At 34.1% G+C, this 15,784-nt stretch carries 14 protein-coding genes, 1 tRNA gene and 1 pseudogene; 14 read left to right on the top strand and 2 right to left on the bottom strand.

Translation table 11 applies throughout. From position 1 onward, the window contains the following. The first annotated feature begins 196 nt into the window (after positions 1–196). The 5 genes and pseudogenes from argC (at position 197) to serC (ending at position 6,189) form a co-directional block, all read left to right on the top strand. Positions 197–1,207: an N-acetyl-gamma-glutamyl-phosphate reductase gene (gene argC, locus GYY69_RS06465; RefSeq protein WP_174796940.1), complete on the top strand. Its 1,011-nt coding sequence runs from the start codon at positions 197–199 to the stop codon at positions 1,205–1,207. 76 nt (positions 1,208–1,283) lie between these two features. Continuing rightward, complete coding sequence (gene argB, locus GYY69_RS06470; RefSeq protein ID WP_174796941.1) at positions 1,284–2,063, top strand: acetylglutamate kinase; 780 nt, start codon at positions 1,284–1,286, stop codon at positions 2,061–2,063. An 88-nt stretch (positions 2,064–2,151) separates the two neighbouring features. Then, positions 2,152–3,369 (top strand): annotated as a pseudogene (locus tag GYY69_RS06475) (argininosuccinate synthase); the annotation flags it as partial. 200 nt (positions 3,370–3,569) lie between these two features. After that, a complete protein-coding gene (gene argH / locus GYY69_RS06480; protein WP_174796943.1) occupies positions 3,570–4,943 on the top strand; it encodes an argininosuccinate lyase in 1,374 nt (457 codons plus the stop codon). Positions 4,944–5,103: 160 nt separating this feature from the next. After that, positions 5,104–6,189: a 3-phosphoserine/phosphohydroxythreonine transaminase gene (gene serC, locus GYY69_RS06485; RefSeq protein WP_174796944.1), complete on the top strand. Its 1,086-nt coding sequence runs from the start codon at positions 5,104–5,106 to the stop codon at positions 6,187–6,189. Between the two features lie 75 nt (positions 6,190–6,264). Here serC and GYY69_RS06490 read toward each other — a convergent pair whose 3' ends face one another. After that, a complete protein-coding gene (locus tag GYY69_RS06490) occupies positions 6,265–6,624 on the bottom strand; it encodes a DUF4156 domain-containing protein (RefSeq protein ID WP_174796945.1) in 360 nt (119 codons plus the stop codon). 216 nt (positions 6,625–6,840) lie between these two features. Between GYY69_RS06490 and GYY69_RS06495 the strand changes: the two genes are divergently transcribed. From GYY69_RS06495 to ssb, 9 genes are all read left to right on the top strand, one after another. Further along, positions 6,841–6,917: transfer RNA gene (locus GYY69_RS06495), tRNA-Ile, on the top strand. 59 nt (positions 6,918–6,976) lie between these two features. Further along, complete coding sequence (locus GYY69_RS06500) at positions 6,977–7,873, top strand: ParA family protein (protein ID WP_174796946.1); 897 nt, start codon at positions 6,977–6,979, stop codon at positions 7,871–7,873. Positions 7,874–7,914: 41 nt separating this feature from the next. Further along, on the top strand, positions 7,915–9,246 hold the full coding sequence (locus tag GYY69_RS06505; RefSeq protein WP_174796947.1) for a replicative DNA helicase: 1,332 nt from the start codon (positions 7,915–7,917) through the stop codon (positions 9,244–9,246). 16 nt (positions 9,247–9,262) lie between these two features. Then, entirely contained in the window at positions 9,263–10,912 is a 1,650-nt protein-coding gene (locus GYY69_RS06510) for a ParB family protein (RefSeq protein WP_174796948.1), read from the top strand. Positions 10,913–10,935: 23 nt separating this feature from the next. Beyond that, entirely contained in the window at positions 10,936–11,535 is a 600-nt protein-coding gene (locus tag GYY69_RS06515) for an STY4526/YPO1902 family pathogenicity island replication protein (RefSeq protein WP_255458431.1), read from the top strand. A gap of 5 nt (positions 11,536–11,540) precedes the next feature. Then, the gene (locus GYY69_RS06520) at positions 11,541–12,755 is read left to right on the top strand and encodes an STY4528 family pathogenicity island replication protein (RefSeq protein ID WP_174796949.1); all 1,215 of its coding nucleotides are present in this window, start codon (positions 11,541–11,543) and stop codon (positions 12,753–12,755) included. Positions 12,756–13,127: 372 nt separating this feature from the next. Next, on the top strand, positions 13,128–13,793 hold the full coding sequence (locus tag GYY69_RS06525) for a PFL_4669 family integrating conjugative element protein (RefSeq protein WP_174796950.1): 666 nt from the start codon (positions 13,128–13,130) through the stop codon (positions 13,791–13,793). A gap of 17 nt (positions 13,794–13,810) precedes the next feature. Beyond that, entirely contained in the window at positions 13,811–14,320 is a 510-nt protein-coding gene (locus GYY69_RS06530) for a DUF3158 family protein (RefSeq protein WP_174796951.1), read from the top strand. A 490-nt stretch (positions 14,321–14,810) separates the two neighbouring features. After that, on the top strand, positions 14,811–15,314 hold the full coding sequence (gene ssb / locus GYY69_RS06535) for a single-stranded DNA-binding protein (RefSeq protein ID WP_174796952.1): 504 nt from the start codon (positions 14,811–14,813) through the stop codon (positions 15,312–15,314). A 53-nt stretch (positions 15,315–15,367) separates the two neighbouring features. Here the strand turns inward: ssb and GYY69_RS06540 are convergent, their stop codons facing one another. Next, positions 15,368–15,604 carry a hypothetical protein gene (locus GYY69_RS06540; RefSeq protein ID WP_065606440.1) on the bottom strand — a complete coding sequence of 79 codons (237 nt, stop codon included), beginning with the start codon at positions 15,602–15,604 and terminating at the stop codon, positions 15,368–15,370. Positions 15,605–15,784 lie beyond the last annotated feature (180 nt).

The raw sequence follows: 15,784 nt of genomic DNA on the forward strand, positions 1-15,784 counted from the left end.
GTTGTTTGCTTGTATTTACTCAAGAAAATAAAATCATAAATTAGATTCACTTAAAATATTAGGACAAAATCCCCAAAAAAACAAAATGAAATTAAATTCATAAAAAGTGAATAAAAATTCATTTTGACACTTGTAATAGCCTTATAAATAACCTACTATATACAAATTATTGTATAAAAAATAGATAAGGATAGGTATGTTAAAGGCCATTATTGTAGGAGCGAGTGGTTATGCTGGTGCAAAATTAGCTTATTATTTACATAAGCATCCGCATATAGAACTTATTGCTTTAATTGTATCAGAAAACAGCCAAGATGGTGGCAAGCTCATTTCTGATTACGATTTACATCCCCAGTTAAAATGTGTTGTTGATTTACCGCTTATAGCCACTGCGGATTATTCCGCTTATATTAATGATGTCGATATCGTGTTTTTAGCTACTGAACATGCCGTTAGTCACACTATTGCCCCTTATTTCTTAGAACATGACTGTACCGTTTTTGATTTATCTGGTGCGTTTAGAGTCAATTCCGCCACTTTTTATACTGATTATTATGGCTTCACCCATCAACATCCAAAATGGTTAGACAAAGCCGTTTATGGCTTAGCTGAATGGAATAGTGAACAGATCAAAAGAGCTCAACTTATTGCGGTACCAGGGTGTTATCCTACCGCTTCGCAATTACCACTAAAACCATTAATTAAAGAAGAACTACTAGACAGTTCACAATGGCCTGTTATTAATGCCGTCAGTGGTGTAAGTGGAGCAGGGCGAAAACCTTCGCATAATAATATATTTTGCGAAGTGAGCTTACATGCTTATGGGTTGTTTACTCATCGCCATCAACCCGAAATTGCGACACATTTAGGTCAAGAAGTGATCTTTATACCTCATTTAGGTAGTTTTAAACAAGGTATTCATGCCACTATAACTTGCCGAGTAAAAGAAGGCGTAACATCACAAGATATTCTTACGGCTTTGAATAAATATTACCAAAATAAACCTTTAATCAGAGTTTATCAAAAAGATTGGCCGGCATTAAAATCTGTCATTGGTTTGCCTTATTGTGATATTGGTTTTGTATTAAAAGATCGCCATTTAATATTAATTTCTGTTGAAGACAACTTATTAAAAGGTGCAGCAGCACAAGCAGTGCAGTGTATGAATATTCGATATGGTTTTGATGAAACCACATCATTATTATAAAAATGGATGAAATATTTAAATTCTGTAAAAAATTATTGAATAAATTAGCAGTAAGTTAAATTAATAGGAAACTAAAATGAAACCATTAATTATAAAGCTTGGTGGTGTATTACTTGATAACAAAGATGCCTTAAATAAATTATTTGTTGTTATTAGTGAATATAAAAAGAATTTTCAACGGCCATTAATTATTGTGCATGGTGGTGGTACAGTGGTCGATTCACTAATGGATAGACTCTCTTTACCCGTGGTACGTCGAAATGGGCTACGAGTCACCCCTGCTGACCAAATTGACGTTATTGTTGGTAGCCTTGCTGGCAGTGCCAATACCACTTTATTGTCAGAAGCTAAAAAACAGCAAATAGCCAGTGTGGGACTCTGCTTAGCTGATGGTAATAGTGTAGAAGTCAAGCAAATTTCGGAAGACCTTGGTTATGTTGGCGAAGCCAAAACCGGCGATCCTACATTAATAAACCTACTTATTAATGCCGGTTACTTACCAATTGTCAGCTCGATTGGTATCACTGAAGAAGGGCAAATGATGAATGTCAATGCCGATCACGCTGCGGTTGCGCTAGCTAAAACTTTAAATGCTGACTTGATATTGCTATCTGATGTGGTTGGCGTACTTGATGAAAATAAACAACGCATTGAATCACTAACGCAATCGCAAGCTGATCAATTGATTGCCAAAGGTACTATTACAGAGGGCATGGTCGTAAAAGTCAATTCCGCTTTTGAAGCTGCCAAAGCCTTAGGACGACCGATTGCAATTGCTAGTTGGAAAGAGTCTGATCAACTGATTAAATTATTTAACGGACAATCAGGTACAACAGGTACAAGAATTATTGTTTAAATATTAAGCTGGTTAGCTATATTTAACAATTTAAAGTAAGGGTCTCTAACTCATTTTTTATAGTAAGTTAATTTAGAAAGGGTGTAGCATGAAAAAAAGTGGAACAAAAAAAGTTGTATTGGCTTATTCAGGTGGTTTGGATACATCGGCGATTATTCCTTGGTTAAAAGAAAATTATGGCGGGTGTGAAGTTTATGCATTCGTTGCTAATGTAGGTCAAGATCCAAAAGAATTAAAAGATGTAGAAAAAAAAGCCAAAGCATCGGGTGCAGTTGCTTGTAAGGTTGTTGATTTAAGAGAAGAATTTGTTAAAGACTATGTGTACCCTGTCTTAAAAACAGGGGCTTTATACGAAGGTACTTATTATCTTGGTACCTCGATGGCTCGTCCAATTATTGCTAAAGCACAAGTTGAGTATGCGCTAGAGGTTGGCGCTGATACATTATGCCATGGTGCGACAGGTAAAGGTAATGACCAAGTACGTTTTGAAACCACTTATGCTGCACTCGCGCCACAACTTAAAGTGATTGCACCTTGGCGTGAATGGGATCTACGTTCACGTGAAGCACTGATTGATTATTTAAAAGTACGTAAAATTCCAACTACCGCAACTGTTGAAAAAATTTACAGCCGTGACGAAAACGCATGGCATATCTCAACCGAAGGCGGCGTGTTAGAAAGCACATGGAACCAAGCTAACGCTGATTGCTGGGCTTGGACTGTTTCGCCAGAAGAAGCGCCAGACAAACCAGAATTGGTGACCATTGGCATTGAAAAAGGTGAAGTGATTTCAGTCAATGGTAAAAAATTATCGCCTTACAACTGTGTTGCAACATTAAATAAAATTGGTGCAAAACATGGTGTTGGACGAGTTGATATTATTGAAAATCGCCTAGTTGGCATTAAATCACGTGGTTGTTATGAAACACCTGGTGGCACAATCATGATGACAGCATTACGCGGTTTAGAACAATTAATCTTAGATCGTGACAGCTTTAAATGGCGCGAGCAACTAGGTTTAGAAATGGCTTACGTTGTTTATGATGGACGCTGGTTTGCTCCATATCGTCGATCAATTCAAGCCGCAGCTGAAGTTTTAGCGCAAGATATGACCGGTGAAGTAGTGGTTAAACTTTATAAAGGTAACGCGACTGCGGTACAAAAGCAATCACCAAATAGCTTATACAGCGAAGAGTTTGCCACATTTGGTGAAGATGAAGTTTATGATCATAGCCATGCTGGTGGGTTTATTCGTCTATTCTCGTTATCATCACGAATACGTGCATTAAATGAAGAAAAGCAAAAACAACCTGCAAAAAAAGCTAAATCCGCTAATAACACAAAAATAGCAGCTAAAAAATCAGCAACAAAAGCAAAAAAGTAAAAGCTAATGCGCAAATAGTGAGAATAATAAATATATACAGGTTAAACCCTGTATATATTATTTTTATTCTTGATAAAATTTAAATTATTTAAGCAATTATTAAAGATAATATTGAGGTAATTATGGCATTATGGGGAGGACGTTTTAGTCAAGCGGCAGATCAACGATTTAAGCATTTTAATGATTCATTGCGCTTTGACTATCGTCTTGCAGAGCAAGATATCATGGGTTCAATTGCTTGGTCAAAAGCATTGGTGACAGTTAACGTAATATCTTATGATGAACAAAAAAAATTAGAAAAAGCCTTAAATGAATTACTGATTTCGGTTCAACAAGATCCCAAACAGATTTTACAAAGTGATGCCGAAGATATACATAGTTGGGTTGAACAAAAACTGATCGAAAAAATTGGCGACTTAGGTAAAAAATTACATACAGGGCGAAGCCGTAACGACCAATCAACGACCGATTTAAAACTATGGTGTAAAGATCAAATCCCTTACTTAATTAGTGCGATTAATCACTTGCGACAATCTCTGGTTATAACTGCCGAACAGCATCAAAATGCCATTATGCCCGGTTATACCCACTTGCAACGAGCACAACCAATTACTTTTGCACAATGGTGCTTAGCCTATTTTGAAATGCTTAGCCGTGATGTCAGCCGCTTACAAGATACACTAAAACGCTTAGACGTTAGCCCATTAGGCTCAGGTGCATTAGCCGGAACCGCCTATCCAATGGACCGTGAGCAATTGGCGCATTGGTTAGGATTTACTCAAGCAACTAATAATAGTTTAGATTCGGTGTCTGATCGTGATCATATTGTTGAATTATTAAATAACGCCTCAATAGGCATGGTACATCTATCGCGTTTTGCTGAAGATCTTATTATTTTCAACAGTGGCGAAACCAACTTTGTTGAGTTATCAGATCGCGTTACGTCAGGCTCTTCACTCATGCCACAAAAAAAGAATCCCGATGCATTAGAACTGATTCGCGGCAAAGTAGGGCGGGTCACTGGCGCTCTAATGGGAATACTCATGACTATCAAAGGCTTACCTCTTGCTTATAATAAAGATCTACAAGAAGACAAAGAACACCTATTTGATGCGCTTGACACTTGGCAAGAATGTTTAGATATGGCCACACTAGTGTTAGAAGATATCAAAATTAACTATACTAACTGCCAAGAAGCCGCTAAACAAGGTTATTCAAATGCAACCGAACTTGCTGATTATTTAGTTGCCAAAGGCATACCATTCCGCGAAGCTCATCACATTGTTGGCGAAGCCGTTGTTGATGCGATAGCAAAGCAAAAAGCACTCGAAGAACTCTCGCTTGCCGAACTACAAAAGTTCAGCACCGTTATCGATAGTGATGTCTATCCAATATTATCGTTAGAATCCTGTTTAGCTAAACGCTGTGCTAAAGGCGGCGTTGCACCACAGCAGGTAAAATCAGCGATTGAAGTTGCCAAGCAACAACTTTCATAATCATCTATATCAATCTAATTACAACCATGCCGGCATTCGCCGGTGTTTTTATACTAAAACACATAGTTTCCTGAAACTTTTTTACAAAAAATCTGATTGTATATCTGTCCATACAGTGTAAAAATAGAATCCTTTTTTGAATGGATTAAAGTGAATCGCAATGAATAAAAGTTATAACTTTAGTGCAGGTCCTGCAAAATTGCCTGCTGATGTATTAAAGCAAGTTCAAACTGAATTATTAAATTGGCGTAATACAGGCGCATCGGTCATGGAATTAAGCCATAGAGGCAAAGATTTTGATGCATGTGCTATTGAAGCCTCTAATGACTTGCGTGAAATTTTAAATATCCCTAATAATTACAAAATCCTCTATTGCCAAGGTGGTGCCAGAGCACAATTTGCCGCAGTTCCATTAAATATCTTAGGTAACAAAACCAGTGCAGACTATATTAACAGCGGTTATTGGAGCCAATGCGCAGCCAAAGAAGCCAGCAAATATTGCCAAATTAATGAACAAAATGTTGTTATCAAACAAAATGGACTAACAGCTATCAAACCTATGTCAGAATGGCAATTAAATGATAATTCTGCCTATGTACACTATTGCCCAAATGAAACAATAGATGGAATTCAAATCTTTGAAGACCCCAACTTTGGCAATAAAACCGTGGTTGCAGACTTATCATCATGCATATTATCGCAACCTATTGATGTAAGCCGATATGGCATTATTTATGCTGGTGCACAAAAAAATATTGGTCCATCAGGAATTACCATTGTTATTGTGCGTGAAGATCTTATTGGTTATGCGCAAAAAATCCTACCATCAGTATTAGATTACAAAATCTTATTAGATAACGATTCCATGTTTAATACGCCACCTACATTTGCATGGTATATGTCAGGCTTAGTGTTTAAATGGATAAAAAGCCTTGGTGGACTAAAAGCAATGCAGCAACGAAACCAAGCCAAAGCGCAATTACTATACCAATTTATCGATCAATCCGATTTTTATCGAAATACTGTCGCAACAGCGAATCGATCAATTATGAATGTCACTTTCTTATCGCCAAATGAAGAACTAGATAAAAAATTTGTAAGCGAAGCAACTCAAGCTAACATTATTGGCATCAAAGGTCACCGTATTGCAGGTGGAATGCGTGCATCCATTTATAACGCGATGGATCAAGAAGGAGTGAATTATTTAATTGACTTTATGCAGCAATTTGAAAAACAAAATGGTTAAATTAACTCAAGATATTACAATTCATTAATACCAATAAAAAAGGGAGGCAAAGCTCCCTTTCTTATTTAACTAGCCTTATTTACAACTATAAACATCACCAGCCATAACCGCATCTGTTGGCGCAATATCCGAAATATATTGCATAGAAGTATCTTGTGCGTTATAAATCACATTCCCCCCCATTGCAGCAGCCTTATTCATCAGCTCAGAAGCCGCATCGTGAATTAGCTCGCTATGCGTTTTAAGGCCAGAAAAGAAACTACTACGACGTCCTTCCGCTTTACCTAATAACTGACAAGAAGCTGCAGGCTTAATATCAATAAACTGAACTTGACTACCAGCAGAAGTAGGTTGATATTTAGAACTACTACAAGCACCTAAAAACAAGGTTGCAAACATCGCAACACCAATAAATAATAATTTTTTTATAGACATAACATTCCCTCAACCAATAAAATAGCAAACAATAATAAGCCAAATTATTGTATCAGTTTAATTAAACAAAAAATATCAGTAATTAAACTTGCATAAAATCCAATAAATTAAAGTTTAATAAATAATCAAACTGACCTATTTTATTAATTAACTATAGCAAATTTAATTCAACTCTATTATAATCATAACCCTACTAACTCAGTAGCGCATCCAAATGGCCCCTTAGCTCAGTTGGTCAGAGCAGTCGACTCATAATCGATTGGTCACTGGTTCAAGTCCAGTAGGGGCCACCATCAATCAATATCATGATTTTAATGTTTAATAAATTTTTAATTTTTTAAGGGTTAATATCATGAAAAAAAATGCAACAGTGATCACTATAGCCGACACGAAAGGCGGTTCTACCAAATCTACTACAGCAGTTAATATTGCTGCTTTTATAGCTCATTCTGGGTTAAAAACACTATTATTGGATTTTGACTTAGAGCAGCCTACAGCTTGTTCATATTTTCCATTGCAAAAAGAAGCTCCATATGGCGTTTATGAGTTTCTTATAATGTATGAAACAGATTTAGATAAACTAATATCTGCGACAACAACACAAAATTTAGATGTTATGTCATCAAACAGCGTTAGACAAGAAATCGTTTCACATTTAAACGCTTCGGCGGATGGTATTATCCGTCTAAAATCATGCTTAAAACTTCTCAAAAGTGAGTATGATGTGATAGTCATTGATACGGTCGGAACAATTGATCCAACTGTTAACATGGCAGTACTTGCTTCTGATGTGGTTTTATCTCCGCTAGATCCTTCCATGCCAGGCGTTCGAGAATATCTACGGGGTACTATTTCTAATTTATTTAGAAGTTTGATTCCTTTCACTGACTACGGAATAGAATTACCTCCCGTTTATACGTTTTTTAATCGAGTAGAAGAAAATAATGATTGTCATCGTATAAAAGAACTTTTTAATCAACAAATCAATGCTCTGCCACCATTACCTTTTAAAATTACTGTTTTAGATAAAGATATTAAAAAGAAAAATAGTTACAAAGTTGCCGCATCCCTCGGTATTGCAGCATTTCAACATTATACCGAACCAACAAATAAAGTAGCACATCCGTACAAAATAACAAAAGCCCAGGCTCAAAGTATCAAAGACGATATTTATTATTTGTGTCAACACCTATTGCCCAGGTACCAGCCACAATTTGATGCATTCATGAAAACCGAAATTGCTCATTAATCATTTTTATTTCTGTTCACAATAAATAACAAGGTGATTATATGAATAAGCAATTTTATTCTAATGATACTGAGCGATCAGTATTAGGTGCATTATTAATCGATAATAGCTGTATTGATGATACATTTGAAATAAAAGTGGATGATTTTTATATACCACAGCACAAATTGATTTTTAATGCCATAGTTTCTTTAATTCAAGAAGGTCAGCATGCGGATATTCTGACTGTATCTCAGGCTCTTTCCGAAGAACAACTAAAAAATTGCGGGGGGTTAGCATATTTAGCTGAGTTGAGTAGAGATACACCAAGAGCAACAAATTTTAAACACTACGCATCAATTTTACGCAATTATACAAAAGCTCGTAGTGCAAATAATATTGCAAAGACATTGATAAAAAATCTCACAAAAGCGTCATTTAGTAATTCAGACAGCAGTAATCAGATTATAGCACAAACTGAATCAGAACTATTTCAACTTGGGCACGATGTAGAAAATCAAAATGAACAACGTATACCTGAATTATTGACTAATGTCATGAATTTCTTAGAAACAGAACACAACCCATTTATTCCAACAGGTTTTAAAAATTTAGATTATAAAATAGGTGGATTAGAACCAAAAGAAATAACAATTGTTGCAGCAAGACCATCTATGGGGAAAACAGCATTTCTTATTTCATTGATTTACAATCACATAATAGCTCTTAATGATAATCCTAATTTACCTATACAACCTGTTTTTGTTTTTAGTTTAGAAATGGATGCACAATCGTTGATGTTGCGATTATTAGCTACATTAGCTCATGTACCATTTATCGATATAAAGAATAAAAATCTTGACGATAGTGATTATGGAAAAATTTCTGCAGCGATTGCAATGTTATTGAAGTTAAAAAAGTTTCTTATTATTGATGATAATGCGTATTTAACTCCAGCTATTTTTAGGCGTAAAGTTCAGCGTTATACACGTTTATATGGTCAACCAATATTTGTTGCAGTTGATTATGTGCAGTTAATGTCATCAGGTGAAAAAAACAGTGAAAATCGTGCTGTTGAAGTGGGCAATATTAGTAGACAGCTAAAAATTCATTGTAAAGATTTCAATATTCCCTTAGTTCTGCTTTCACAATTAAACCGATCAGTTGAATCTCGTTCTGATAAACATCCTCTTTTGTCTGATTTGAGAGAATCAGGCGGTCTTGAGCAAGATGCTACAACAGTAATATTGTTATATCGAGATGAAGTCTATAACGAAAACAGTGAAGCTAGAGGGACTGGTGAATTAATTGTGGCCAAGGCTCGTAATGCAGCGACTGGTAAAGTAGCAGTCAAATTTGATGGGCCATACATGCATTATCAAAATTTAGTTTAAGGAAAATATTAATATTATGGTAGAACAAAAATCATCTGTTGATGTTATGCGTGAACGTATGTCTACAGGTTTCCCTGACGGTGATAGGGCAACAACTAAAATTACATTGAATGAAATGCCTATGCGGGTCAATCTTGACGAATTAAGACCTAGTCAGGTATTACCACGTTTGAAAAAAAATGAATCATATGAAGATATTAAAGAATCTATTCGAAAAAAAGGACTTGATCATGCTCCTGCAATTACAAAAATACCAGGAGAAGAGGGCTATGTAATTTCAGATGGGGGAAATACACGATTACAAATTTTGAAAGAGTTGTATGAAGAAACTGGCGATAAACGCTTTTATACAATTAATTGTATTTTCAGACCTTGGGGCGGAGAGCTGAAATCCATTGTCGGACATTTAACCGAAAATGGACTGCGTAGCGATTATACATTTATAGAAAAAGCATTGGGCGTTTCAAAAAGTAAAACCTTATATGAAAAGGAAGCTGGCAAACAATTATCTTCACGAGAATTGAGTGAGTGTTTAAAAAATCATGGATATCCTATTTCACATACATTGATCAACAAGATGCTAAATACAGTTGATTATTTGTATCCTTATATCCCAGAGATTCTGAAATTAGGATTGAGTCGAAATCAAATTGAAAAAATTCTAATGTTAAGAAGTATATGTTGGGATTTATATAAACGTTCCGAAAAATATGATGATGACAATGCTTTTGTTGAAGGTTTTAATTTAGTATTAAGTGAATTTGATTATGAGCCAGAATTATTTAGTTATGAACGTTTACAAGACGAAATATTTGGTTATTTTGCGAAATTGTTGGGAATTAGCTATCAGCTTTTTGAATTTGAATTAGAGGAAAAAAACCATAAAGGGATAAAGAAAAACTTGCCACCAATTGATGTTAGCAAAAATGAGGCCAATGCTGGACAAGGTGGGGAAGATAAATTGGAAGTTGTTCCAACATTAAAAGGTCAATTGCAACAGGATATTTCATCAGAAACTAATGTTAATAGCCAACAATCAACTAAAGTTGACCCAATTTCATTAAAAAGAGAGATAAATCCAACAGTCATATCCGATGATGAGCCTGAATCGGAAACTGCTGTAAGTTCCTCTTATACTATTTTACCTAATGGTGATATTACTGTACATGACGGGACTGATGTTAAATCAGTGATGGAAGACATAATTAAAAGTACTGATTTAACTAAAATTAATCCACATGCTTATAGTCTCAGTGCTAATTTAAATACATATGGGAAAACGGAAAGAACACCTATTTTAGATATTTGGAAACTGCCTGAAGAAGCTACTAATTATGAATATGTTTTTCGAGACATTGCAGGTCATGTACTTGATATTTTTGATGAAATTGGCATCAATAACCAATCTTTTGCATTTTCAATTGACGATAATGATAAATCAAAATTACCCATTATTGCATTTAATCCTCTCTCTACAGAAGATGAAGTAGATAGCAAAAAACGCACCGCATATAAACTATTATTATCATTACTTACAAAACAGACAGAAGAATCGATTAGTATGCATTATTTAATCACTGAATTCAATGATTTTTTAGTGATTAAATTTTTACGAATTATTCGATTGTTCCGAGTTTATAACGAGTTTTTAAATCAACAACATTAAATATAGGAAATATAGGGCATATCATGGTAAGTGTCAGTAATAATATAAATTTGGCGATCCTGAACATGGTTCATAATTTTATTAATGAAGGAAAGATTCACTCATTAATTGAAATGGGATTTACAATTGAACACTTAAAACAAATGAAAGAATTGAGTTATTCACAAGTTACTTATATTGCAAACTCACCCGTACTATTGATTCAAGTTACCATAGATACAAAATTATTTGATGTTGTACTTGCAAGAGCAAGAGAATTTGAAGAAAGAAGCCATATTATTGACAAAGCACATTCACTTGGCGCATCTATAGAAATTTTAAATAAATATTTTGGGTTATCAACATCTGATATTAGTTGTTCCAGAAAACTAAAGGATTTAACTGTATCAAAGGGGCGTTTTAGGAAACCCGACGAAGCCGAAAAAATAGTTATTTGGGAACAATGGCAGCTTAAAAAAAATGAAAATCCAGATATTGTAATAAACGATGATTTGAATCGTTTATTAGTTTATATGGATATTACTCAACATGTTTCGATGATGAGCGATGATAATACTGAGCCTTTAACATTAACATCGGTAATTAAAGAGCTAGAGCCATTAATTAATTCAAATAGTTTGTAAATATTATGGTAGATTTTGAAAATCAAATTAGCGTATTACGTAATGCATTAGTTGAGCAGAAAACAAATAACATTTCTTCTGATGAAAAGATTGCCATGTTTTTTGCAGGTCATCAATATGACTCAATGCCACGGGCGTTATTAGAAGATGATTCGATTACATCATTAGATAAATATGCTTGGCAACGGTTGTATATTGAATTACAAAAATACAGGCACAATAACTACTTTCCAACTTACGATAATTTACAAAAGCTGTGGGGAAACCTAGGCGGTACATTGTCTAGAAAAACTGTACGAGAAATACTTTCTAGATTAGTTTTATCAGGATGGTTGTCATTTAGAATGATTAGAAGTAGTAATGGGCAAATAATGGGGAATATTTATATTCTTCATAATACAGCACTACCACTTGAAAAAATTATTGATGACAGTGTTATACATATTTTAGCATCATTGTTAAATAAAAGTAAAGTTACAAAATCATTAGCGATACTTGCATACAATCTAATCAACGAATATATCAATAAAAGCAGTCAATCTGATAAAGACATTTTTTTGCACATTAACGATACAAAGAAAGAAAGCGATATAAATTACAATTTTAATAATATTGCATCATCGTTACTCACTCACTTACAGAATTTATTAAGTTCCCAAAAGAAACTAAGTGAAAAAACACCAAGTTTCCAAAAGGAACTCAGTAAAAAACAACTAAGTTCCAAAAGTGAACTAAGCCTAAACTCACTAAGTTCCAAAAAGAAACTACCTAAAAAATCATTATGTTATGATTCCTCTAGTAGTACTACTAGTAGTAGTTTATATAGTAGTACTACTACTAATAGTAATGTTTTGTTAGATTTAAATGTTCCAGACAATATTAAAGCTAATCTTGGTATTCAAGGATTGAATGATGTTATCAGTGCGATAAATAAAAATAGTTTAGACATACAAATTGCCAATAGTGTATTAAAAACTATCTCGATGAAAGATATCACTAAAATTAAAAATATGACTGCTTATCTTGTAACAAATATACAAAAAGCCGCTCGAGGTGAATATAACCTCATTTCAGGAACCACAGCAGATGAGGATTCTAGCAAACAGGAAATTTCAAGAATCTTACCTGTTGACTACTCAGAGAAGAAGATGATTAGCAAAGAAAAAATAGAACAACTCTTGAATCCATTAAAAAACATGTTATGTGAGGCTAATCCTTAATGTGAGCTAAGTAGTTAATTTGCTGTTACGGGGGGTAACAGTGAACTGAGTAGTTAATTACTGTAACGGGGGGTTACAGTGAGCTAAGTAGTCCAATTACTGTAACGGGGGGTAACAGTGAACTGAGTAGTTAATTACTGTAACGGGGGGTTACAGTGAGCTAAGTAGTTAATTTGCTGTTACGGGGGGTAACAGTGAACTGAGTAGTTATTTACTGTAACGGGGGGTTACAGTGAGCTAAGTAGTCCAATTACTGTAACGGGGGGTTACAGTGAGCTAAGTAGTCCAATTACTGTAACGGGGGGTTACAGTGAGCTAAGTAGTTAATTTGCTGTTACTCAAAATTTATTTTATTTAGATAGGAGTATTCCCATGGAAACAATTGAAAACAATCAAGTTGGTGTTTTACGAAGTGATATTAAAATAGAGCTTCATACTGTTCCCGCAATTCAAATCTGGTACGGTAGAAAAAAAACTGATGATAAGCATCCGATTCAAAGTATGACAAGGGCTATTGCTTATTTAAAAGTCATTGAAATAGCAACACGTCTTGATGATCCCTACGCAGATATCAGATTGACTAAATTCTATGAGCATATTACTAAAATTGAAAAATTATTAGATGTTGAGAATTATCGTATTGATGAAACACTTAAATCAGTCCCACCCGGTTTTAAAATAAGTGATGCGACATCAGTTAAACCCGTTGATCTGAACCTATTTATTAATGTTCCAAGTGGTTATCAGTTAGTATTTTTACTGTGTAAATTTGATTTATTTGTCCGAAAAGTTCAGCTAGCTAAACATATTTCATTGATTAAAGGTGGCGATGCATCTGATAGGCAGAATATGATTGCTCATGAATTACGTTCGTTAATTACTTATATAACTAAATATAAACGCACTGGTGTAACACGAAAAGATTTTGTCGATAATACCCCGTTAGCAACTAAAGCTATTGAGCAATTAGGGATTGTACCAGAAGAAATACTAAATGCAGATAAAATGCGAGACAGAACAGTATCAATAACTAATTAACATAATAAGGTGAGCTAATGAATGAGTTTTATAAAGATGAATATGCAAATACACTCTCTTCAACAGATTATCAATTTGCAAAACAACATCTATCCCTAAAAGGCCTTTTAAAGCCTTTTAAAGGTAAGGGGGAATATGAAACTATTTTACAAGAAATTGAGTCCCACCTTTCTAGATTAGAAAACATTGCAGAAAGACTCATCAATGACACAAGAGATAAATTACCCATTAAGTATTTACCTTTTTATTTGAAAAAAAGACGCTTATCAAATGGTTCAGTATATTTAAGTTGGAAGTATAAGAAAATAGTCATTGTTGATGGTAAAACTAGTCGTACCGAGATTGAGGGAAAACGATTGATATTAGATGCCCTGGAACAAAACAATTTGAGTCATGAGGATAAAAATTTTATCAGACAACTAGAAATTGATCGCTTAACGTTAAATTTTCAAATGAGGGTATGTATTCGAATCAGACACTTAATTAATGAAATGTTGCCCAAGTTTGATGAGCTTAACACCAACTAAATTAAATAATAACACTTTAATTCATTAATGTGGGGTAAATAGAATGAATGTTAAAAATTTGAAACGAATAATAATTATTTTATCGTTTGTAGCTATATTTTTAGTAGTTTTTTTTTAGGGATTACAGGTGTTGTGGCGATACTTCCCGTCATTCTTATGCTTAACCTTATTTTTATAGAGTTAAAAAAATGAGTGAAGAAATTAATACACTTTTATTAGAAGTAAAAAATGAACACTTTAATTCATTAATGTGGGGTAAATAGAATGAATTTTAAACTAATATATTATTTTCTAGGTGTCATTATTTGTGCGCTTGGAATCACGATAGACGTGTGGCTCGGAGTACCTATACCTATATATATTTACTGGATTGCATTTGTTGCATTAATACTTTTGTTTATCTTTATATTTATACAGATGAAGAATGGAAAAAGCTAAAAGTTGGGGATGTTATTTGGTAATGAGAATTTAAAAGAATTGGAGCAAGAAAATGGCTAGAGGAATAAACAAGGTAATTTTAGTTGGCAATCTGGGGCAAGATCCTGAGGTTCGTTATATGCCTAATGGTAATGCAGTTGCTAATTTTAGTATCGCAACATCAGAATCATGGAAAGATAAACAAACAGGCGAAACCCGAGATCGTACTGAATGGCATCGTGTTGTCGTATTTGGTAAACTCGCTGAGATCGCAGGCGAGTATATAAAAAAAGGTACTCAAGTCTATCTTGAAGGACAACTTCAAACGCGAAAATGGCAAGATAAGTCTGGACAAGATCGTTATACTACAGAAGTTGTGATTAACCCAATCGGCGGTACTTTACAAATGTTAGGTTCACGGGATGGTTCACAAAATTGGGGACAAAGCGCAAACAATTCTTCATCTGCACCAGTGCCACAATCAACAACGCAAAATGCACCAACTACAGAACATACAGAACAAGCTACAGCTATGTCTGAGCCACCAATGGACTTTGATGACGATATCCCATTCTAGAGTTTACTTTATAAATATTAAATAGATAATCTAGCTAAAAGTAGTTAGGCTATCTATTTTTCGAGGGTTATCTTTAAAATTCTTAATATTTCTTTTTTAGGTTTATTTTGCATTTCGTTGTATCTCATTTTTAATGATAATGCTTGAGTTGCTAATATGACTATGTGGGGAACTGACTCTGATTTTTCGTAATTTTGATATGTTCTTGTTGTCACGTTTAATTGTTCTGCTGCAATCTCTTGACACCAACCAAAACCTCTTCTCCAAATTTTTAATTCATATCCGTTCATATCGTCATTCTCTAATTTAAAAATACGAAAATTTTTCGTATTTTGCTTCAAAAATTTATGTGAACTTTAATTATAATTATGCTGTATATGTTTTTTATTATTAAATCAATATTCCATTTAGCAATATTGATTTAACTATCCCATATTTATTTCAATTCGTTAACATATTTCACACATCAG

The organism is Gilliamella sp. ESL0250 (assembly GCF_013345045.1).
Lineage (GTDB): Bacteria > Pseudomonadota > Gammaproteobacteria > Enterobacterales > Orbaceae > Gilliamella > Gilliamella apicola_H.

Bases quoted from the DNA above. Each gene is read 5' to 3' on its own strand.
- GYY69_RS06530 (WP_174796951.1), top strand. From the start codon at position 13,811: ATGAATGAGTTTTATAAAGATGAATATGCAAATACACTCTCTTCAACA.
- GYY69_RS06540 (WP_065606440.1), bottom strand. From the start codon at position 15,604: ATGAACGGATATGAATTAAAAATTTGGAGAAGAGGTTTTGGTTGGTGT.
- ssb (WP_174796952.1), top strand. From the start codon at position 14,811: ATGGCTAGAGGAATAAACAAGGTAATTTTAGTTGGCAATCTGGGGCAA.
- GYY69_RS06510 (WP_174796948.1), top strand. From the start codon at position 9,263: ATGGTAGAACAAAAATCATCTGTTGATGTTATGCGTGAACGTATGTCT.
- GYY69_RS06515 (WP_255458431.1), top strand. From the start codon at position 10,936: ATGGTAAGTGTCAGTAATAATATAAATTTGGCGATCCTGAACATGGTT.
- GYY69_RS06505 (WP_174796947.1), top strand. From the start codon at position 7,915: ATGAATAAGCAATTTTATTCTAATGATACTGAGCGATCAGTATTAGGT.
- GYY69_RS06520 (WP_174796949.1), top strand. From the start codon at position 11,541: ATGGTAGATTTTGAAAATCAAATTAGCGTATTACGTAATGCATTAGTT.
- GYY69_RS06525 (WP_174796950.1), top strand. From the start codon at position 13,128: ATGGAAACAATTGAAAACAATCAAGTTGGTGTTTTACGAAGTGATATT.
- argH (WP_174796943.1), top strand. From the start codon at position 3,570: ATGGCATTATGGGGAGGACGTTTTAGTCAAGCGGCAGATCAACGATTT.
- serC (WP_174796944.1), top strand. From the start codon at position 5,104: ATGAATAAAAGTTATAACTTTAGTGCAGGTCCTGCAAAATTGCCTGCT.
- argB (WP_174796941.1), top strand. From the start codon at position 1,284: ATGAAACCATTAATTATAAAGCTTGGTGGTGTATTACTTGATAACAAA.
- argC (WP_174796940.1), top strand. From the start codon at position 197: ATGTTAAAGGCCATTATTGTAGGAGCGAGTGGTTATGCTGGTGCAAAA.
- GYY69_RS06490 (WP_174796945.1), bottom strand. From the start codon at position 6,624: ATGTCTATAAAAAAATTATTATTTATTGGTGTTGCGATGTTTGCAACC.
- GYY69_RS06500 (WP_174796946.1), top strand. From the start codon at position 6,977: ATGAAAAAAAATGCAACAGTGATCACTATAGCCGACACGAAAGGCGGT.